This window comes from Pseudomonas sp. Marseille-QA0892 (assembly GCF_054950135.1).
On record NZ_CM143104.1, the window covers coordinates 4,379,443 to 4,400,197 of the forward strand.

Below are 20,755 nucleotides of genomic sequence, written 5' to 3' on the forward strand. Positions count from 1 at the left end.
TCATGTACGCAAGCGAAACCTACGGGGCCGCTCGTCAGTCCAGACCAAAGAGGGAGCGTCCCGCATGTCGCCCGGGCGCCGCGTGTTTCGCAACGGTGAGGTTATTCATGTCCATGACGGTCGGTGATTTTCTGGTCGAGCGCCTCTATGAATGGGGTGTCAGGCGTATCTATGGTTATCCGGGAGACGGCATCAACGGCGTCTTCGGTGCGCTGAACCGTGCTGAGGGCAAGATCCGTTTCATCCAGGCGCGTCATGAGGAAATGGCAGCGTTCATGGCGGCCGCCGATGCCAAGTTCACGGGCGGGCTGGGCGTTTGTATCGCGACGTCAGGCCCCGGCGCTTCCCACCTGCTGACGGGGCTGTACGACGCCCGCATGGACCACATGCCCGTATTGGCCATTTCGGGGCAGCAGGCGCGTACGGCGCTCGGCAGTCACTACCAGCAGGAGCTGGATCTTGTATCCATGTTCAAGGATGTGGCCGGAGCCTTCGTTCAACAGGCCAGTGAGCCTTCGCAGGTGCGCCATCTGGTCGACCGCGCCATCCGCACCGCATTGGGCGAGCGCCGGGTTACCGCGCTGATCCTGCCCAATGATCTCCAGGAACTGCCGTATCAGGACCCGCCGAACAAGCACGGAACGTCACACTCCGGCGTCGGGTACCAGCGACCGAAGGTCGTGCCGCACGATGAAGACCTGCGCCGCGCCGCGGAGGTGCTCAATGCTGGCAAGAAGGTCGCAATCCTCGTCGGAGCGGGCGCACTGGGTGCATCCGATGCCGTGCTGCAGGTTGCCGAAACGCTCGGCGCCGGCGTCGCAAAGGCACTGCTCGGCAAGGCCGTGCTGCCTGACGCGTTGCCGTGGGTAACCGGTTCGATTGGCCTCTTGGGCACCGAGCCGAGCTACAAGCTGATGCAGGAATGTGACACGCTGTTGATGATCGGCTCCGGTTTCCCTTACTCGGAATTCCTCCCGCCGAATGGCCGCGCACGCGGCGTTCAGATCGATATCCAGCCCGACATGCTGAGCCTGCGCTATCCGATGGAGGTGAACCTGCATGGCGATACGGCCGATACCCTGAAAGCGCTATTGCCGCTGCTCGAGGAGAAGTCGGACTCCAGCTGGCGTGACCGTATCGTGAGCTGGCGGACCGACTGGGACGAAGTGATTACCGCGCGGGCGAAGGTACACGCCGATCCGATCAATCCGCAGCGGGTCGCATACGAGCTGTCCCCACGGCTGCCCGATCGCGCCATCGTCACCAGCGACTCCGGTTCCTGCGCGAACTGGTATGCCCGGGACGTGCGGCTGCGTAGCGGCATGATGGGCTCGTTATCCGGCGGTCTGGCCTCCATGGGCGCCGCGGTTCCTTATGCGATCGCGGCGAAGTTCGCTCACCCGGATCGCCCAGTGATCGCGATGGTGGGCGATGGCGCCATGCAAATGAACAACATGGCCGAGCTGATCACGGTCGCGAAATACTGGAGAACCTGGGACAACCCGATCTGGATCTGCGCCGTCTTCAATAATGAAGATTTGAACCAGGTGACCTGGGAACAGCGCGTCATGGAAGGTGACCCCAAGTTCGAAGCGTCGCAGGATATCCCCGATGTGCGTTATAGCCAGTTCGCCGAATCCATTGGCTTGCGTGGGATCTACGTGAAGGATGACGAGTCCGTAGCCGCCGCGTGGGAGGAGGCCATGGCCTCGGATCGGCCGGTGCTGCTGGAATTCAAGACCGATCCGAACGTGCCGCCGCTTCCGCCGCACTTCACGGTGGAGCAGGCCAAGCAGTTCGCGACGTCACTCATGAAGGGCGATCCGGATCGGGCCGGCATCCTGGCGCAGACGGCCAAACAGGTCATGAATTCTGTCCTGCCCAAGTCGAAGAAATGAGGTGCAGGCTGGCGGATGCAGTATTCGTCAGCCAAGCCCTCTGGGCGCACAACGAAATCAGCCCGCACTAGGCGGGCTGAAGGGCAAATCGGGGGGGCTGTTTACTCAGCCTGGATGATCTGCTGAATGGTGCCGGTTTCGTTGTTGAGCAGCACGTAGTCCGTGCCCATCTTCACCCAGTGCTGGTTGCCATGCTCTGGCTTGGGCAGGTTGTGCTTCTCCAGATCCTTGATCGCATAGTCTTCACGCCAGTACTTATGCGGCGCTGGGGTGCCCACCTTGTGGCCGCCGATGTGCATCGGATCGGTCGCTTCGGCATCGTCGCTTTGCTTCGGCAGTGGCTTGAGCACCTGATTCTGGTACTCCTCACGGTTGGGTTCCTGTTGCTTGTCTTTGGCATCGTCCGCGTACACGGTGCCTGCGATGAGTAGTGCGCCCAACAATGCGGTGATCGGCTTGGTGGTCTTCATGTGGCCTCCTCGGGATAGTTATGTACATGAGACCGGCGGCAGCGGCCGGAAAATCCGTTCCGCTGTCGAAAGGTCGTTGGTCAGCGCGTCTCAGGGGTGCGCGCCCTTGAGCCGTCGAAGGATGTCCTTGGGAATGTCGCTAAGATCCTGGGGGTGGACCTGTCGCTCGGTCCCGAGCTCAAACCCCTGTTCGTAGAGCCAGGCCTGTGCCTCTTCGCGCAAGCGGACGCTTTTGAAACGCAACCAGGCCGTCTGCGCCTGAGGGAACTGTTCGAGCTCATAGTCGAAAGTCCGCAACGGTTTTCGTCCGCCGAGCGCAAGGGCCAGCAGCGGGTGGGCGTGCGGGTCGCGCAACTCATGAAGGAACGCTTCGCGTAGGGCGATTCGTGCATCGAGGTCCAGGCGCGGTACGGCCACATACCGGTCCGGCCTGGCTTCCAGTGCTTCACGTTCATCGAAGGGCAGGGTATCCATCCTCAACGCCCGCAGCTCACCGGTTTCGAAATCGAGAATTCGATCGAAACGGTCCTGGGCATCGAAGGCTTCGGCGAGGCGGTCGAGATCAATGGTCAGTGCAGGCATGGCGATCGTCTCCCGTAGCAATGCATCCTGGTGTCTCTGTACGAAACGAAACGGCGCGCACGTATGCAGTGCGTCCGCGCTGGCACGTTTCCTACGGACCGTAACAGAAGACCGCAGCCAGCGGTCACGGTGCCCATGTCGGTTGGCCTTCTGAAACGACGAAGCCCCGCAATGTGCGGGGCTTCGCTTGTTACGCTATCGCTTAACGAACCATCACGCTTTCGCGCAGGAACCAGGCGCGGCGCTCGGCCTGATCGATCCACTCTTCGAGCATGCTGGTGGTAGCGACGTCTTTACTGTCGTCCGTCAACGTGTGCGTAGTGCGCATGAAAGCGGCGAACGCTTCGTTGTCGGCCTGCAGCTCGCGGAGCATTTGCTCAGCTGTCAGGTCGGTGGCTTCGCTACTGGCCAACCGCTTGTTAGCGACCATTTGCTCGAGCGAGCGGATGGTCGGTTCGCCGATCTTGCGCGCGCGCTCGGCGATATCATCGGTAATCGCGAAGATTTGGTCCGCCTGCTCTTCGAGCAGCAGGTGATAATCGCGGAAGTGTGGACCGGCGATATGCCAGTGGTAGTTCTTGGTCTTCACATAAAGCGCGAACGCATCGGACAAGAGCACCGCGAGCGCCTGGCCAATTTCGGCGCGGTTGGTGACGCCTGCATCCTGTCCCGCTTTGGCCTTGTCTGCGACGCTCTGTACGCTTTTGAGTTCTTGCTTGGCATTGGCAACTGCCATCATGAGCCTCCTACAGTAGCTTATGGTTACAGAAAAAATCATCGATCTTTAAGTGTGACCGCATGCAGGGCCAATCCGCTCATTACTAAACTGCATCGACTCGATGGATGGTTTATCGTCGGCGTCGTCAAGGCTTCGTATAATCGACCGATAGCCAGCGGGTAGTTTTCGACCCTTCCGCTGATCTCCTGGGAGTACTCGGCATCCGCTCGCTCATCAAACCTCTCGCCCGGCTCCTGCTTCCGCTCTGGCATAAACCATTGTGGTTTCGGCTGGCACTGGCCGTGCTGGCTGTCGCCGCCGCTGCCGGGTCGCGCCTCATGCTGCCCATCCTGGGTCTGCCTTACCTGTTGTTCATACCGCTTTTGATGGCGATTGCCTTCTTTCTTGGTCTGTGGCCAGGGCTTGTGGCAACTGTGGTATCGGCAATGGCGGCCGCGTATCTATTCGTGGGTCCGGCTTGGAGCTTTGACCTGCACCTCGAGCAGTGGCTGGGCGCAGTGCTCTATTCATTGGTGAACTTCGGCATCGTAGCCGTTTGTGCAACCCTCAGGATTATTTATACGCAGCTCAAGGAAGCGGCTGCCGCACTCGAGCGCCGCGCCGAGGTTCGTACGCGCGAGCGTGACCTGATCTGGGAATCGTCCCCGGACATGCTCTGCACCGCCTCGCCGGGTGGGTTGATGCTGAGCGCAAACGCCGCCTGGACGCAGACGCTCGGGTGGAACGAAGAAGAGCTGCGCGCAGGCGGATACCCTCAGTTGGTCCATCCTGAAGACCGCGAGCGAACGGAGCGGTCCCTTGAAGAACTAAGGGCGCACGGGAAGCTGATGGGCTTTGAAAACCGCTATCGCTGCCGAGACGGCCAGTACCGCTGGCTGTCCTGGAGTTCGGTCATGCGCGACGAGGTCATCTACTGCAACGTGCGCGACATCACCCAGTCCAAGCTCCAGGCCGAGGCGTTGGCGCGGGCCGAAGACCAGCTGCGCCAGAGCCAGAAGATGGAAGCGGTCGGTCAACTCACCGGCGGTATCGCCCATGACTTCAACAACCTCCTGACCAGTATCACCGGCAGTCTCGACCTCATGCAGATGCGCCTGCGGCAGGGGCGGGTTGGCGATATCGACCGCTACGTCAGCACGGCCCAGGGCGCTGCGCGGCGCGCGGCGTCGCTTACCCACCGGTTATTGGCGTTTTCCCGCCGCCAGACCCTGGACCCATCGATGACCGACGCGAATGGGTTGGTCACTGGAATGCTTGAGCTGATCGAGCGGAGCGTTGGGCCCGGCATCCGGATCGAGACGCACCTGGATGTGATGCTGTGGACGACCCTGTGCGATGCTAACCAGCTGGAAAATGCGCTGCTCAACTTATGTCTGAACGCACGGGATGCCATGCCCGACGGCGGTCTGTTGACTATCTATACGCAGAACCTGCGCCTGGATGCCCATGCGGCCGCCCAGCTCGACCTGGCGCCTGACGACTATGTCTGCATTGCCGTGCGTGACACCGGTACCGGCATGTCGCCGGAGGTCGCTCGGCGCGCCTTCGATCCGTTCTTCACGACCAAGCCGATCGGCGCCGGAACGGGGCTTGGCCTGTCCATGATCTATGGTTTCGCGCGGCAGTCAGGGGGTGTCGCACGGATTGAGTCTACGCTGGGTGAAGGCACCTGTGTCCGCCTGTACCTGCCGCGCTATCTCGGCCTGCCGGCATCGATCGGGCCGGTCCGTGAGCGGGAGCCAGTGGTGCGTACGCAGCGTGCATGCACCGTGCTGGTCGTGGACGACGAGGCGAGTGTCCGCGAACTTATCGTGGAAGTGCTGGGCGAGGCGTCATATACCGTGCTCGAAGCCCACGACGGGGAAAGCGGCCTGCAGTTGCTGCGCTCGGACATACATATTGACCTGCTGGTCTCCGATGTCGGCCTGACGGGCGCACTGAATGGCCGGCAAATGGCGGACGCGGCGCGGCACGTGCGCCCGTATCTACCCGTACTGTTCATCACCGGCTATGCCGAGTCGTCGGTCATCGAAGGCGGTAGCCTGCCGCCCGGCATGGAGGTGCTGACGAAACCCTTCGCGATGGACGTGCTGTGTGCACGGATCGAGTCGATGCTGTCGTCAGCACCGCGTGCAGCCTCGCCTACTTCTTGAGCATCGCCCGCATGGCCGCAAGAGCATCATTGCCTCTGGCGGCCTTCTGCTCAACGGGCGCGTCTTCGACGTTTTCCCACTCCAGGTCTTCCTGTGGCAGTTCGTCCAGGAACCGGCTCGGCAGGCACTCGATGATTTCGCCGTACTGCTTGCGCTTGCTGGCGTAGGTCATCGCGAGGTTCTGCCTCGCCCGGGTAATGCCCACGTAGGCCAGCCGGCGTTCCTCTTCGATGGTGTCTGCTTCGATGCTGGAGCGATGTGGCAGGATTTCCTCTTCGACGCCCATGATGAAGACATAGGGAAATTCCAGTCCCTTTGACGCGTGCAGCGTCATCATCTGGACCCCTTCGGCGCCTTCTTCTTCCTCTTGCTGGCGTTCGAGCATGTCGCGCAGTACCAGCTTGGCGATGGCCTGTTCGATGGTCATGTCGCCGTCCTCGTCGCGCTCAAGCGTGTTCTTCAGCGCGTCGATGAGGAACCAGACATTACCCATGCGGAAGTCAGCAGCCTTGTCGCTTGAGGTGTTCTGGCGGATCCAGTTCTCGTAGTCGATATCCATGACCATGCTGCGCAATGCGCCGATGGGATCTTCACCGGCGCATTGCTCGCGCAGCTTGTCCATGTACCGCTTGAAGCGGGAGAGCCGCTCGGTGAAACGTGCATCCATGACTTCAGACAGGCCAAGCTCATCGCTCGCCGCGTACATGCTGATCTTGCGTTCGGTGGCATAGTTGCCCAGCTTTTCAAGCGTCGTCGAGCCGATTTCCCGGCGTGGGACGTTGATGACCCGCAGGAACGCGTTGTCGTCGTCCGGGTTCACCAGTAGCCGGAAATAGGACATCAGGTCCTTCACTTCCTGCCGGCCGAAGAAGCTGGTCCCACCTGACAGCCGATAGGGCACCTGATGGTGCTGCAGCTTGAGCTCCATGAGCTTGGCCTGGTGGTTGCCACGGTACAGGATGGCAAAATCGCTGTAGGGCCGCTGCGTACGCAGGTGGATCGTCAGGATCTCCGTCGCGATGCGCTCGCATTCGGCATCCTCGTTGCGGCAGCGGATGACACGAATCGGATCGCCGACGCCCATCTCACTCCATAGTTGTTTCTCGAACACGTGCGGGTTGTTGGCGATGAGCACGTTCGCGCATTTGAGAATGCGGCTGGTAGAGCGGTAGTTCTGCTCCAGCATCACGACCTTCAGCGAGGGAAAGTCCTCCTTGAGCTGCATGAGGTTTTCCGGCCGTGCACCCCGCCAGGCGTAGATGGACTGGTCGTCGTCCCCCACCACGGTGAACTGAGCGCGATCCTTCACCAGCAGTTTCACGAGCAGGTACTGGCTGGCGTTGGTGTCCTGATATTCATCCACGAGCATGTAGCGGATGCGGTTGCGCCATTTCTCCAAGACATCCGGATTGTCCTGGAAGAGTTTCACTGGCTGCAGGATCAGGTCGTCGAAGTCGACGGCGTTATAGGCCTTGAGCGTCCGCTGATAGTGCATGTACACGACGGCAGCGGTCTGCTCCTTGGGTCCGCGTGCGTTGGCCAGCGCTTCTTCGGGCAGGATGAGGTCATTCTTCCAGTTGCCGATGTAGCTCTTGATCTCATCGACGCCATCGTCGCCCGCGTATTCCTTTTGCATGATGTCGGTCAGCAGCGACTTGATATCGCCTTCGTCGAAGATCGAGAAGCCCGGCTTGTAGCCCAGGTGCGTGTACTCACGGCGGATGATGTTCAGCCCGAGGTTGTGGAACGTCGAGACCGTCAGGCCCTTGCCTTCGCCCTGACGCAACAGGGTGCCGACGCGCTCCTTCATCTCGCGAGCCGCCTTGTTGGTGAAGGTGACGGCGCAAATGTACTGGGCGCGAATGCCGCATTGCTGGATGAGGTAAGCGATCTTGCGAGTGATCACGCTGGTCTTGCCGGAGCCGGCGCCAGCGAGTACGAGCAGTGGGCCGCTCACGTAATGGACGGCTTCCTGTTGGCGGGGGTTGAGTCGCGACATGCTGGAAGGATGAGGTCTCGGTATGGCGAAGAGCGCGCGGCCACGTAGATCGAAGGAACGTGCCAAGCGGGCCGGAACGATCGGTCTGGAAGGGGCCGGATCGGTGACGCGATAGTCTACCAGCCCGACGCCTGGATGCCGTTACCAGCCGACAGATCGAAGCGGAATGGAGCTGTGGATTTGCAGTGGTGGCGATGTGCCGGCCTTGGTTATTTGTTGGAATAGGTTAGGCTTGCGCGATCCAGTGGTAGGAAGCCGGTCTCGGTAAGGCCCCGACGGGGTCTGGAAAAAACGGAAGTATCCCTCGCTTTGCGACGAGACTTGCCGGCCCAAAGAGGCGTACCGAGGCCATCATGTGCCTTGTGTGGGTGGTCGAAAGGGGAGTCGTGTGCCCGCAAAGCCGACGCGTCTGATCTTGCTGTGCGATACACCCGAATGGGCGGGGCGCCTGCGGCTGCTGCTGCCCGAAACAGGGCGATTTCAACTGGTCGAAGCGCGCGACTGGTCCCAGGCCGAGGCGCTGGCCGGCCAACGCGGTGCGCATTGCCTGCTCGCGCCTCCGCAGCTGCTACCCAATAGCGTCGACCCTGGTATTCCAGTGATCTACCTGCTCGATCGCGAGCCCGAACAGCCAGTGGCTGATGGCCGCGACTGGTTGATACCGGAAGGGCTCGAGTCCCACGGGCTACACCGATGCCTGCGCTACGTGGATGAGCGCAGGCATCAGCAACGGCTGCTGGAAGGGTTGGCCTTGCAGGACCCGCTCACCGGCATTGCGAACCGACATGGCTTTCTTGCACTGCTAAAGGCGCGGCTGGCAGAGTCTCACGGTGAAGGCCTGGTGCTCGGCCATCTGGACCTGGACAACTTCCGCCACGTCAACGACGCGCTGGGCTATCAGCGCGGTGATCACCTGATCAACCAGGTCGCGTCCCGCCTCAAGGACCTGCTGGCACCGGATGATCTGCTGGCCCGGCTTGGTAGCGATGAATTCGCCATTCTACTGGACACCCATGATGATCCGGCCAGGGCAGGGCAACTGGCGACACAGATCGTCGATGCGCTCTCGGAGCCGTTCCGCGTCGATGGGGAAAGCCTGCTGCTGGGCTGCAGTCTGGGCCTTGCGAGGGCGGAACCTACGGTCGAAGCTGATCCGCTGATGTGGCATGCCCACATTGCGATGCGACGGGCAAAAACGCAGTCTGGCTGTACCTTCCACGTCTATGACGAATGGCTCAACCGCAGCGAGCGCAACCTGGCGGACCTCGAATCCGAATTGCGCCGTGCACTCCGTCGCGACGAACTGGAATTGCACTATCAGCCCCGGCTTTGCCTCAAGACGGGGCAGGTCATGGGGCTCGAAGCGCTTGTTCGATGGCGCCACGCCGAGCGCGGGTTGCTCAGCCCAGGTGAATTCATACCGTTGGCCGAAGACACCGGGCTGATCATTCCGCTGGGTTACTGGGTCATTGACCGCGCGCTGCGCGACATGGCCTGGCTGCGCGAACGCGGCATTGCACCGCTGCACATGGCCGTCAATCTGTCGTTCCGCCAATTCCAGGACAGCAAGCTGTTGCCCACGCTCGGCCGACTCATCGAGGAGCGGGGCATCGATCCTGGCTGCCTGGAATTCGAACTGACCGAAACGTCCGTGATGCGCCGGACCGAAAACGTCATCAACACCATGCGCACGCTTCGCGGGCTTGGCGTACGTTTCTCGCTGGACGACTTCGGTACCGGCTATTCCTCGTTCGTGCACCTCAGCGCGCTACCTATCGCCTTGCTCAAGATCGACCGCAGTTTCGTCAGCGGCATGGCTGCCAACGCCGACAATCGGCGATTGGTCCGAGCGATGATCCATCTGGCACAAAATCTTGACCTGAACGTGGTGGCCGAGGGTGTTGAGACGCACGATGAACTGGCGCTGTTGCGTCAGTTCGGTTGCGATCAGGCGCAGGGCTACCTCATCAGCAGGCCGCTTCCGTTGACCGAACTGGTGCGCTTCCTGGTCTTCGGTGCGCGGCGCAGCCCGCTCAGCCAGGGCGATTCCGGCGGCAAGTAGGCGCGGGCAGCAGCTCAGAACAAAGAGTATGGTCGGCCGGCGCTGCCGTCCGGGAAGCGGCTGAAGCGAAAAGCCGACAGATCGATGTCCGTCTTGCCCTCATCAGCCCACTGAGCCATTTGCTGGCCCACGATCGGTCCCATTGCAAAGCCATGTCCGCAGAAGCCCGTCGCGACGAGCAAGCCATTCAAATCGCTGGGGGCATCAAGCACGGGTATGCCGTCTGGCAGCACATCGATGTATCCGGCCCAGCTTTCAACGACCCGAACACCGGCAAGACAGGGAAATGCACGCCGAAGCGATTGCTCTGAGCGTGCCACCCGGCTGGCTTCCGGGGCGGCGTGCGGGTCACGCTCGCCTATCGCTGGGTGATGGCCAGCAAAGCGCTGGCGGATGTCATGGACCCAGGCGCCGTTGAGGCGGAAGCGGAAGCTGGCATGATGCTCCGGTAATAAAGGCAGATACCATTTGGCAGCTCTCAGATAGCCGAGACTGAGGTCGATATCGGCCTGGGCTTCGTCAGCAATGTTAAAGCTGCCGTCCGCTCGCTGACGAAGCCCCACGCCATGACCGATGAAACTGTCTGCGCCGATGTGCGGACCCGGGCTGGTGCGCGAGACGGTACAGCGTACGGCCTGTTGCGGCAATTCCAGCCCCAGCGTGTGGAGCAGGCGCCAGGTCGTGGCGCCGGCGGAAACAAGGACGCGGCGAGTACGAACATAACCGCGCTCGGTCTGAACGCCGCACACCGAGCCGGCTGCGCGCTCGATCGCCGTGACGCCGCACCCTTCAGCGAAGATCGCGCCGCGCTCCTTGGCCCGCAGGGCGAAGGCGGGCGCGACACGGCGCGGTTCAGCCTGTCCATCGGTTGGCGTGAACATGGCTCCATGGCCGGTATCCTTTAGTCCAGGAAGGCGTTGCGCGACTTCGGCGGGGCTCAGCAAACGAGTATCCAGTCCGTGGGCTTGCGCCACGTTGAGCCAGTCCCGGTACTCCTGAAGCTCCGTCTCATTATGGGCCAGGTAGGTGCAGCCGCCCTGTCGCCATTCAAGCGGGATCTGCAGCGTGGTTTCCAAATTCTCCCAGAGCTTCATGGACGCCATCATCAACGGCACTTCGGCTGGATCTCGCGCCTGCTGGCGGACGAAACCCCAGGCCCGCGTGGACTGCTGGCTCGCAACGCCTGCCTTGTCGCATACCAGTACGGACAGCCCGCGCTCGCACAAGTAGAACGCCGTTGCGCAACCCATGATGCCAGCGCCGGCAATGACGACATCGACCTCATCTGGAAGCGGAGCGTCGCACGAGAGTTCGGAGTAGAGAGGGTAGGCTCCGTGAGACATCCGCCGATACCGAATAAATAAAAGTCAGTCACACAGTATGGAAACGTGCATCGCATCACGCAAGAAGTGCGGCAGCCGCCAGGCAACGAGGCGTTCAGGCCAGGGTAATGGCACAATGCCTCTTGGGCGATTCAAACAACCGTTGGGCGGCAGCCCTTAATGCTGTTGCAAGGTCGCGCCGATACTCTCACCGACGGCCCGTTCAGAGAGGCCCACCTTCGTGCCGGCACTGGATGCCGAATTTCTACCTAAAGGACCGCCATGACGCGTTCACGTATTTCACTACAGATAGCGCTAGCTCTCGCACTGGTTTTACTGCTTCTGATCAGCGCCAGCACGATGTTCGCGCTGCATTCACTGGGTAAGGCCTCGCGCGATACCCGTGAGGAACACCTCGGCAGTGAGGCTCGGTTGATCGTCCAGCAGCTCTCCATATTCCACGGCGAGCTTCGACAGAGCACCCAGAAGCTGAAGACGCTCTTCGAAGGCCGCTTTACCGCAGGGCTGCGGATCGCCAGCGACGAAGTCGTGCCTGTGGGCGGGGCCCGGGCGCCAGCTTTATATCTGGGCGGCGACACGCTGCTGAACAATGACTTTACGCTGGTGGATGAATTTCGTGCCCTTACCGGCGGCACTGCGACCGTGTTCGTACGGAGTGGTGACGACTTTGTCCGTGTAACGACCTCTGTCATGAAGCAAGACGGTACACGCGCTATCGGTACGACGCTGGATCGCGCCCATCCGGCCTACAGCCGGTTGCTCAACGGCGAGCCTTACATTGGCCGCGCCGTACTGTTCGGGCGCAACTTCATGACCCAGTACACCCCGGTCCGCGGGGCCGACGGCCGTGTGATCGCCGTGCTGTATGTGGGCTTCGACTACACCGATACGCAGGCCCAGCAGTTTGCCAAGCTCGGCGCGTTTCGTATCGGCGATGGCGGCACCATCGCGCTGCGCGACGAAGCGGGCAACTGGCTGATCCCACCGGCAGGCGTGACGCTGGACGCATCCGCCAGCGAATCTCTGCTAGCGCTCGCCAAGCAGCGCCCTGAAGGCTTCGATTATCAGGTAGGCAATGCTGAGTTCGTCGCCGCCTCGGCCACTTTCGAGGATGGTCCCTGGACTGTCGTCGTTAGCCTGCCGATGAGTGAGGTCGATGAGCTTACCCACTCCGTGGGCTGGCAGCTGGTGGCCGGCAATCTGCTTGCCATGCTGGTGGCCGTGGGTGCTGTTGGCTGGTACCTGCGCCGTCGTCTGCGGCCGCTCGGCATGCTTGTCGTGCAGGCGCAGGCACTGGGCGACGGTAACCTGCACGCGCGCTCGTCTATCGACAGCAATGACGAAATCGGTGAACTCGCCACAAGCTTCAACCAGATGGGCGAAGCGCTGATGAGCATGGTCGCGCGCATTCGTGAAGCATCCACCCAGGTGGGCAACCGCTCTCGAGAACTGGCGGAGCTCTCAGGTGACGCCCTTGCGGGTATCGAGCAGCAGGCCAGTGAGCTCACTAGCATGGCTGGCGCCGTGGAGGAGTTCAGCGCTACATCGCAGAACATCGCCGAGAACATGCGCACCACGCAGCATCTGGCCAGCCAGAACGCCGAGCAGGCGCAGGGCGGTCATGCGGCGATGGGCGAAGCATCGAGTGCTTTGCAGGAAATCGCTGCATCGCTGGCAGCCACCAACGAAATGCTCGGCACGCTGGGCCAGCGTTCGCAGGAAATTGGCGGCATCGTGGGGGTGATCACGTCAATTGCCGAGCAAACCAACCTGCTGGCACTGAACGCCGCAATTGAAGCCGCCCGGGCGGGCGAGCAGGGGCGTGGCTTCGCTGTGGTAGCGGACGAAGTCCGTAGCCTCGCTGCCCGTACCCGCGAGGCGACAACGGAAATCTCGGAAATGATCGGCAGCATTCAGAGCGAGACCGGTACCGCGATCGACACGATGCGCCGTGGCAATCAGATGATGGAAGAGGGCTTGCACCTCAACGCGCGCGTAGCCGAGGCACTTTCGCACATTACCCAGCAGACGCAGGAGGCTGGTGAGCAATTCAGCGCCATCACCCAGGCGGCCAACGAGCAAAGCACTACCGCGACGGTACTCAGTGGCAACCTGCAGGGCGTAGACGCCAGTAATCGTCAACAGCGTGGGCGTTTCGTCGAACTGGATCGCACGGCAAACGAGTTGGAAACACTCGCTGCGAATCTGCGGAACGAGGTTGAGCGCTTCCGTTGATTGAAGCGCATCGATCGATTGAAAAGAGCGGCGTTGCCGCTCTTTTTTTGCCAGAGAAAAGCCGCGTGGGCTAGAACGCGAGCGTTCGTTGCTCGGCTTGACCGAGGGCGTCCGTTAGCCCGCGACGCCTCGATACTGCAGCGCTTCGGCAAGATGCTGGCGGCCGATGTCGGAGGCACCTTCAAGATCCGCCAAGGTACGAGCCACCTTGATGATCCGATGTGCAGAGCGCAGTGAAAGCCCGAGGCGCTCACAGGCATTTTCCAGCCAGAGACGGTCGTCCTCCTCCAGCGCGCAATGCTGGTGCAGGCTCGCGGGGCTCAGGGAGGCGTTGGCGCAGCCCTGGCGCTGCATCTGACGATGCTGTGCTTCCGCCACGATGGCCGCCGCCTCGGCGGTGGTCATCCCGCTCTCGTTCGGGCGTTTCAGCATGGTGCCTTCACGCGCTACGGTCAGGTGCAGGTCAATCCGGTCCAGTAACGGTCCGGACAGTTTGCCGCGGTAACGCTGGATTTGATCTGGCGTGCAGCGGCAGCGGTTGGAGCTGTCCCCGAGGTAGCCGCAGGGGCAGGGATTCATCGCGGCGACCAGTTGGAATTGCGCAGGGAACCGGACCTTGTCCCGCGCGCGGGCGATGACGATCTCGCCGCTTTCAAGGGGCTCGCGAAGAACCTCGAGCACGCGGCGATCGAACTCGGGCAGCTCGTCAAGGAATAGCACCCCCTGGTGCGCCAAGGTGATCTCGCCGGGGCGAGGCCGGCTGCCGCTGTAAGATTCTCAAATAAATGCGACTGTGGGGTGCATACACCGCCGGTTGGCGTAGGGATTTGTGAAATTAAATGCGACGGTTTTCTCCTATTTACTGCGACTGGATATGAGATGGATGACAATAGCTGCGATCAGATAGTTGTCCGGCAAACACGGCGCATTGGTCCGACACGACGAAGCGTCTCCGGCATCTACGTTTTTCGTCGGGAGGCGTCTATCCCATTCGAATCGACGCTGGAGAGGGACTTCCTGATCCGAGCCGAATTCATGTCGGATGTGCTTGCTGTGACTGCTCAACCGGTCAGCATCCCATTTATCGACCCACAGGGACGTTCTAGCGTCTACACGCCGGACTTTTTGGTTCATTACCGGCTTGGCAATCGCTCCTATGAGGATTACCCACGACCATTACTGGTTGAGGTCAAACCAGCCAAGGCATGGCGCGCCAACTGGAGGGCCTGGGCAGGTAAGTGGAAGGCTGCGCGCCAGTTCGCGCATGTGCAGGGTTGGCAGTTTCGGATCTATGACGAGTCGCGTATCCGCGATCAGACACTACAGAACATCCGTTTTCTGGAGCGATACCAGCGGATGGAGTTTGCGGTGGAAGAGTCACGTTGGATCATCGACAACCTACAGAAGATGGGCGCTACGCCTTTTCACTACCTGCTATCTAGACACTTCATGGGCGCATACCGCGTAAATGGTGTTGCGCATATTTGGCACCTCCTTGCGAGCCGGAAAATCGAGTGTGATATGAGCCGTCCACTTAGCGATCAGACAGAGTTGTGGGTGTCTAGCTATGCATGACATCGACGATGAAGCGCACCTAAATCCTGCGTTTGAGCCATGCCGCCAGCGTGTCAGCCTAGAGATTGGCGCTTTTGTGCAGCATGGCAGCGCCATCTATAAGATCGTCCAGCATCTAGATTTTGAGTCAGCGATTGGTCTTGATGTCGAAACTGGGCGCAGCATGGCTTTGCGGTTAGGCGAGCTACGGCCTGTAGAAGCTGGAGTGCAGTCGTCAACGCACAATGTGGATCTGGCCGAGATCGCGGATGAGGACTGGAGGATTGCCGAGAAGAGGTTTGCCGCAATCAAGCCACTATTAGGTAGTTTCAGCGGAGGGCGCGAGGCGGTTACACGGCGGGCAGAGGAGGTGGGCGTTGACGCCGGGACCTTGTACCGCTGGATGAAGCGGTACCGGGCCTATGAGGTTATCTCTGCACTCATTCCCCGTAAGCGGGGATGGCAGCAGGGGAAGGGGCGCATTTCTGCCCAGGCCGAAGAAGTCATCGGCGCGGTCTTGTCCGATTTCTATCTAACCAGCCAACGGCCCAGCGTACAGAAAACCATTGTAGAGATTCAGCGACGCTGCTCGGATCGGGGTATCAATGCTCCTGGTGAGTCCGCCATCCGTGCGCGAATCGCAAACCTCAGTGAGCGGGACCGTCTGCGTGGGCGTGGATATAAGGAAAAAGCGAAGAATCGTTTTCTTCCCGCAGCAGGTAGCTTTCCTAATGCCGACTATCCTCTTGCCGTCGTGCAAATAGACCACACACCCGCCGACATCATCCTTGTAGACGATGTCTACCGTAAGCCTATTGGTCGCCCATGGATCACCTTGGCGATGGATGTTCACAGCCGCATGGTGACGGGTTATTACCTCTCCTTCGATCCACCATCAGAAACCTCGGTAGCTATGTGTGTCGCCCATTCGGTACTACCGAAGGAAGACTGGCTCGCGCTGCACAAAGTAGATGCGCAGTGGCCAGTCTGGGGTGTACCGAAAACAATTCATGTCGACAACGGTGCGGATTTTCGCTCGAACAATTTTCAGCAGTCGTGCCTCATGTACGGTATCAATTTGGAGTTCAGACCTGTTAAGCAACCGCGTTATGGCGGACACATTGAGCGAATGCTCGGCACGTTGTTGCGCGAAATTCATGGCTTACCGGGAACCACGTTCTCATCGATTAAGGAGCGTGACGGGTACGATGCCGAGAAGCATGCGGTACTGACCAAGTCTGAGTTCGAGGAGTGGTTGGTAACTCTCATCTGCAAGGTTTACCACCAACGCCTACATTCGACCCTAATGATGTCACCATCCCGCAAGTGGGAGATTGGGATCTTCGGGAGCGCAGAAGCACCGGGTGTTGGCATCCCCCCACGGCCTGTCGGTGGCCACAGCATCTTGCTGGATTTCCTACCCGCTTTCAGGCGTACCGTGCAGACCTTTGGTGTGACAATCGATGGTATGAGCTATTACGCCGAAGCGCTGCGCCCTTGGATAAATGCGATCGAAAAGGAGACCGGTGCGAAGCGTGAATTCACCTTCCGGCGAGACCCGCGCGACATTAGTACGCTGTGGTTTTTCGATCCGGATATTAAGCAGTACTTCAAGATCCCATTCGCCAATCAGGCACTGCCAGCCATGAGTGTTTGGGAGTACCGCCAAGCCAAAGAAAAGCTCAAACAAGAGGGACGTGCTGGTGTAGATCACCATCAGATCTTACGTGCAGTTACGGAGCTGCGTACCAAGGTTGATGAGGCTCGAGAAAAGACGAAGCTTGCCCGAAAACAGGCTCAGCGCCGTAAAGATCACGCGAACAAGGTGTCTCCGGGAGCACCATTGGCTGGTGTGCTTCCTCGGCCGCCAGCTTCTACACCAGCACCGACGAACCCTGCCATTTCCGGCTTATTGGATGACATAGATCCATTCGGAGATATCGCATGACCAAGTATGAGCATATACATCCAGATTTTCGTCATGTGATGTCCTTGTCGGACAAGGAGCGGATTGCCTTTCTGGATATGCCACGCTGGATTGGCTATGCAAAAGCGCAGCAGATGCTCGAGACCCTTCAGGGCCTTTTGCACAAGCCTCAACGACCGCGCATGCCTAATCTTCTGATCGTGGGCGAGCCGAACAACGGCAAGACCACTATCGTGCGCCGCTTTGTCGATCTTTGCGGAAAGGGTTATGTGAATGAGGAGTCGGACCCGGTCAAGCCTGTAATCCTTGCCGAGGCACCGCCGAGTGCTGACGAGAAAGGGTTGTACATTTCCATCCTGGAGCAGTTCTTTACGCCTTATCGAGCTACTGACCCGTGCGCCAAGCTGCGCTACCAGGTTATCCATCTGTTCCGTGCCTGCCATGTGCGCATGTTAGTGATTGATGAGTTCCACTCCTTGTTGACTGGGTCCCCGATCAAGCAGCGCGAGGTCATGAATGCCATCAAGCTGCTGTGCAATGAACTTGCAATCCCCATTGTCGGCGTTGGTACACGTGAGGCAGTACGTGTACTGCATACCGATCCGCAACACGCGAGTAGATTTGACGTCTTTAGCCTTTCAACTTGGACGCTGGATAAGGAGTTCCAAGCGTTGCTGGCTAGCTTTGAGCGTGTTCTGCCCTTACGCCAACCTTCACGTCTCCATCAGCCAGAGCTTGCGTTGACCTTGCATTCAATATGCGATGGCAATATCGGCAACCTGCATCGTTTGCTTGTTGCATGTGCTTCCGATGCGATCCAGAACGGGCATGAATGCATCGACAGACAGGTGATCGAGGCGAAGGCTTGGATGCGTCCAACCAGCGGTATCCGAGAGTTCATCGCGTAGCCCCGGTGATGCAATTCATCTCCCGTTTACCAGATGAGCTGTTGTCGTCCTGGCTGGTCCGCGTGGCCATGAAGCAAGGCTGCGATCCGCTAGCGCTCACCTCCTGCTTTTGGCCCCAGCGCCGCGTTTGGGCGACTGATCTAGATCGGGGGACAATTGGGCGTCCACATGATTGCGCCGGTCTTTCAGAGAGCGATTTCTTCGAGCTCACCTTAGCGCCAATCGCATCAAAAGTTGCATGTGGCGCAGGGCCAGGCGAAGCCGTCTGGCCATGGATACTTGCTGCGGGTTGCCGCAACCGTCGTAGGCATGGCGGGCTGCAGTTCTGCCCAGAGTGTTTAGCAGCAGATACCTGGCCGTACTATCGTCGATGCTGGCGGCTGGCATGGCATACCAGTTGCCTAAAGCACGGCTGCATGCTGATGGATCGCTGTGGCGTGTGTGGTCGCACTCCTGAGCCGCATCGATTGACGCTCGCGAACCCAAACCTTGCGCTGTGTGCTACGTGTGGAGCTGACTTTCGCACTCAAATATCACCCCTCTATGACTTGCAGGCAGCGCGCTTTCAGCTGTGTGCAGATCAAGCCGTGGAGCATGGTGAAGCGCGCTATGGAGACACTGTTGTTCTGACGGCAGAGTGGTTTAGGTTGGCACGCTTTCTAGTCGCTTTGCTTCGAGCTGCGGGTCGTGCAGGGCATCAGTGTTTTAGCCAAATGTTTGAGCGAGTCGGTATGGGGCAAGCCAGCACTTGGTCTCCGGTAACTGGGCTCTCTTTAGAGCTGCTACCAACATATGAACGTATGGCTTTGTTAGCCCCTGCATACCAAGTTCTCAATGTGGAGCTAGATGCATTGGTGGATGCCGCCTTATCTTCGGGCATTACCCGCAACGCGTTACTTTCTGTTGGTGGTCACGCGCCGCCTTGTCTCAATGTATTGGTTTCTGCTCTTCCGCAGGGCACCTCAATATGCTCTAGAAAGCCATCAGAGAAGCAGTGTCGTCCGCGCTCTCGCGTCGCTGTTGAGCGGATGGTGGCGCGCCTCAAGAGAAAGGCAAGGTGGTAATGCATGCCGCTGATGCGGCTTCCGCGCTTTACTGCAGCGGCTGTGGCCGTTCGATGGCGAAGGCGCATCGGAAACATAACGGTGAGCGCTTTTGTGCAACCTGCTATGCGCGTTTGTTCACGCGGCGTTTGTGTTCGAGCTGTGGAAGATTTGCTCGATTGCCACCCGGAGACGGATCGATATGCCGTAAATGTGAAAGCGCTAGACCCTGTGTACGCTGTGGCACAAGCGGACGGAGTGTTGGGGTGATGACGCGCTATGGTCCTGTGTGTAATGCGTGCCGCCCACACTTCGTCGATCCCAAGCCTTGTGGCGAGTGCGGAAAACCATCCAATAGGCTATCCCGAGTCTCGCGCTTGGGGCTGGATGTGCAGGTATGCCCTGTATGTGCACGACGTGACTTCGCTACCTGCCAGAGCTGTCGACGACATCGAATTTTAGCTGAGAGCCGAGACGGTCGCTTACTGTGCAGCCTATGTATGTCTGTTGGAACAGTGAGCTGCCGAGACTGCGGAGAGCATATGCCAGCAGGGCGGGGGATCAGGTGTGAATCCTGTTACTGGCGTGGCCTGCACAGTAAACGTGTGCAGCTTGATCAAGCTGCATTTGCTACGCCGCAATTTGCAGCCTTGTTCGCTGAATATGCTGCATGGCTACAAGAGCGAATTGGTTGGCAGCGTGCGGCGCTGCGGATTCATCGATACTTGCCATTTTTCATCGAGATCGAGCAGCGTTGGCGTGATGTTCCTATTTACTCCGTCTTGCTAGCTCACTTCGGTGCGGAAGGTTTACGGCATGTCCGGTTGCCCATGATGTGGTTTACCGAAGCCCAATGCATGGAGGTAAACGCAGTAGCGCGTGAAGCAGACTCCGAAAACAGGCGCATCCGCAGGCTGCTCGGCACTATGCCAGCTGGGACTGTTGGTGCGTTGGCGCTTACAGCGTATCGAGACCTACTGCAGGCAAAAGTCGATGCGGGGAAATCAACAAGTCGCTCGATGCGGCTAGCGCTTCGCCCGGCGGTGAGTTTGTTGCTCGTTGCGGATGGCTCTGGGAATACATTGCCGAATCAAGCCTCCGTAGATCGCCTGCTGCGCGAAACTCCTGGCCAGCTAGCGGCTTTAATCGGCTTCATCTGCTATCTCAACAAGCACTATGCGTTGGGCCTTTTGCCTGTTGTAGATGAGCAGCACGCTGCGGCACGCCGTCGACAAAGTCTGGAGGCCAAACTGCTGGCTTTGGCGCGGGGTGGTGGCGACGGTGATAGCTTTCGGCGCAAATGGGTCGGCATCGGGCTGATGTATTTCCACGGGCTTTCAAAAGTACCGAGCGGAAAGGTACTAAGTGACGCAATTTCTATTGATGCCGATGGCTATCGTATTTCCATTAGGGGGCAGGAGTACTGGCTGCCAACCCCTGAGTCTATAGCCGCTACTGAATAGCCCCTCATTCCGTTCAAAAGCGGCCGCTAGAAGCAGGCCGCCTTTGACCCCGATCCGACCTTGATTACTGTCTACGAAATTTGGGGGCGATTTGACGGGCACCAACTCCTTGCGTACCCACAGCAGATGCTGGGCGACACCGGCGATCATCTGTGTGGTACAGGCACTTTCTGCACTGGCTCGCGCGGTGGGATGTATTGCCTGGCTCTTACAGGAAAGAAGAGCTGCCGGCGGGCCAATGTGAGCTGTGACTAAGCTAAAGACCACAGAGATCGCACCTGTCTAGCCCCTCCAATTCCGCAACCTCTGCGCTCGGTTATCACTTGCTGGAGTCTTTAAGGGGCAAATTCGGTACCGCATCCGCAATCACTAACAACGC

General features: G+C 59.6%; 14 protein-coding genes and 2 pseudogenes. 10 read left to right on the forward strand and 6 right to left on the reverse strand.

Annotation, left to right across the window (positions count from 1 at the left end; all coding sequences use genetic code 11):
- Window positions 1–107 precede the first annotated feature (107 nt).
- A complete protein-coding gene (locus ACY8D3_RS20275; RefSeq protein WP_462380640.1) occupies window positions 108–1,898 on the forward strand; it encodes a thiamine pyrophosphate-requiring protein in 1,791 nt (596 codons plus the stop codon).
- Between the two features lie 101 nt (window positions 1,899–1,999).
- On the opposite strand, the gene ACY8D3_RS20280 is transcribed toward ACY8D3_RS20275, so the two are convergent.
- From ACY8D3_RS20280 to ACY8D3_RS20290, 3 genes are all read right to left on the reverse strand, one after another.
- On the reverse strand, window positions 2,000–2,368 hold the full coding sequence (locus tag ACY8D3_RS20280; protein WP_462380641.1) for an RcnB family protein: 369 nt from the start codon (window positions 2,366–2,368) through the stop codon (window positions 2,000–2,002).
- 90 nt (window positions 2,369–2,458) lie between these two features.
- Window positions 2,459–2,950 carry a UPF0158 family protein gene (locus ACY8D3_RS20285; protein ID WP_462380642.1) on the reverse strand — a complete coding sequence of 164 codons (492 nt, stop codon included), beginning with the start codon at window positions 2,948–2,950 and terminating at the stop codon, window positions 2,459–2,461.
- 202 nt (window positions 2,951–3,152) lie between these two features.
- Window positions 3,153–3,686: a Dps family protein gene (locus ACY8D3_RS20290; protein ID WP_462380643.1), complete on the reverse strand. Its 534-nt coding sequence runs from the start codon at window positions 3,684–3,686 to the stop codon at window positions 3,153–3,155.
- A 260-nt stretch (window positions 3,687–3,946) separates the two neighbouring features.
- Between ACY8D3_RS20290 and ACY8D3_RS20295 the strand changes: the two genes are divergently transcribed.
- Complete coding sequence (locus ACY8D3_RS20295) at window positions 3,947–5,842, forward strand: ATP-binding protein (protein ID WP_462380644.1); 1,896 nt, start codon at window positions 3,947–3,949, stop codon at window positions 5,840–5,842.
- On the opposite strand, the gene rep is transcribed toward ACY8D3_RS20295, so the two are convergent.
- Window positions 5,832–7,841, reverse strand: coding sequence for a DNA helicase Rep (gene rep / locus ACY8D3_RS20300; protein WP_462380645.1), 2,010 nt, complete (start codon window positions 7,839–7,841; stop codon window positions 5,832–5,834). The two genes, ACY8D3_RS20295 and rep, sit on opposite strands and share 11 nt — an antisense overlap.
- 388 nt (window positions 7,842–8,229) lie before the next feature.
- On the opposite strand from rep, the gene ACY8D3_RS20305 reads away from it, so the two are divergent.
- Window positions 8,230–9,903, forward strand: a complete 1,674-nt coding sequence (locus ACY8D3_RS20305) for a putative bifunctional diguanylate cyclase/phosphodiesterase (RefSeq protein WP_462380646.1) — start codon at window positions 8,230–8,232, stop codon at window positions 9,901–9,903.
- Between the two features lie 14 nt (window positions 9,904–9,917).
- On the opposite strand, the gene ACY8D3_RS20310 is transcribed toward ACY8D3_RS20305, so the two are convergent.
- Window positions 9,918–11,246 (reverse strand): NAD(P)/FAD-dependent oxidoreductase, encoded by a 1,329-nt coding sequence (locus ACY8D3_RS20310; protein WP_462380647.1) that lies wholly within the window; start codon window positions 11,244–11,246, stop codon window positions 9,918–9,920.
- Between the two features lie 339 nt (window positions 11,247–11,585).
- On the opposite strand from ACY8D3_RS20310, the pseudogene ACY8D3_RS20315 reads away from it, so the two are divergent.
- Window positions 11,586–12,575 (forward strand): annotated as a pseudogene (locus ACY8D3_RS20315) (Cache 3/Cache 2 fusion domain-containing protein); the annotation flags it as partial.
- 183 nt (window positions 12,576–12,758) lie between these two features.
- Entirely contained in the window at window positions 12,759–13,481 is a 723-nt protein-coding gene (locus tag ACY8D3_RS20320; RefSeq protein WP_462384467.1) for a methyl-accepting chemotaxis protein, read from the forward strand.
- A gap of 114 nt (window positions 13,482–13,595) precedes the next feature.
- On the opposite strand, the pseudogene ACY8D3_RS20325 reads toward ACY8D3_RS20320, so the two are convergent.
- Window positions 13,596–14,246 (reverse strand): annotated as a pseudogene (locus ACY8D3_RS20325) (ATP-binding protein); the annotation flags it as partial.
- A 114-nt stretch (window positions 14,247–14,360) separates the two neighbouring features.
- On the opposite strand from ACY8D3_RS20325, the gene ACY8D3_RS20330 reads away from it, so the two are divergent.
- From ACY8D3_RS20330 to ACY8D3_RS20350, 5 genes are all read left to right on the forward strand, one after another.
- Window positions 14,361–15,056 carry a TnsA endonuclease N-terminal domain-containing protein gene (locus ACY8D3_RS20330; protein ID WP_462380649.1) on the forward strand — a complete coding sequence of 232 codons (696 nt, stop codon included), beginning with the start codon at window positions 14,361–14,363 and terminating at the stop codon, window positions 15,054–15,056.
- Window positions 15,049–16,983, forward strand: a complete 1,935-nt coding sequence (locus ACY8D3_RS20335) for a transposase (RefSeq protein ID WP_462380650.1) — start codon at window positions 15,049–15,051, stop codon at window positions 16,981–16,983. The genes ACY8D3_RS20330 and ACY8D3_RS20335 overlap by 8 nt, the downstream gene beginning before the upstream one ends.
- Entirely contained in the window at window positions 16,980–17,870 is an 891-nt protein-coding gene (locus tag ACY8D3_RS20340; protein WP_462380651.1) for a TniB family NTP-binding protein, read from the forward strand. Before ACY8D3_RS20335 ends, ACY8D3_RS20340 begins: the two co-directional genes overlap by 4 nt.
- Window positions 17,871–17,938: 68 nt before the next feature.
- Complete coding sequence (locus ACY8D3_RS20345; protein WP_462384469.1) at window positions 17,939–18,934, forward strand: TniQ family protein; 996 nt, start codon at window positions 17,939–17,941, stop codon at window positions 18,932–18,934.
- Between the two features lie 584 nt (window positions 18,935–19,518).
- The gene (locus ACY8D3_RS20350) at window positions 19,519–20,376 is read left to right on the forward strand and encodes a hypothetical protein (protein ID WP_462380652.1); all 858 of its coding nucleotides are present in this window, start codon (window positions 19,519–19,521) and stop codon (window positions 20,374–20,376) included.
- The last annotated feature ends 379 nt before the right edge of the window (window positions 20,377–20,755 follow it).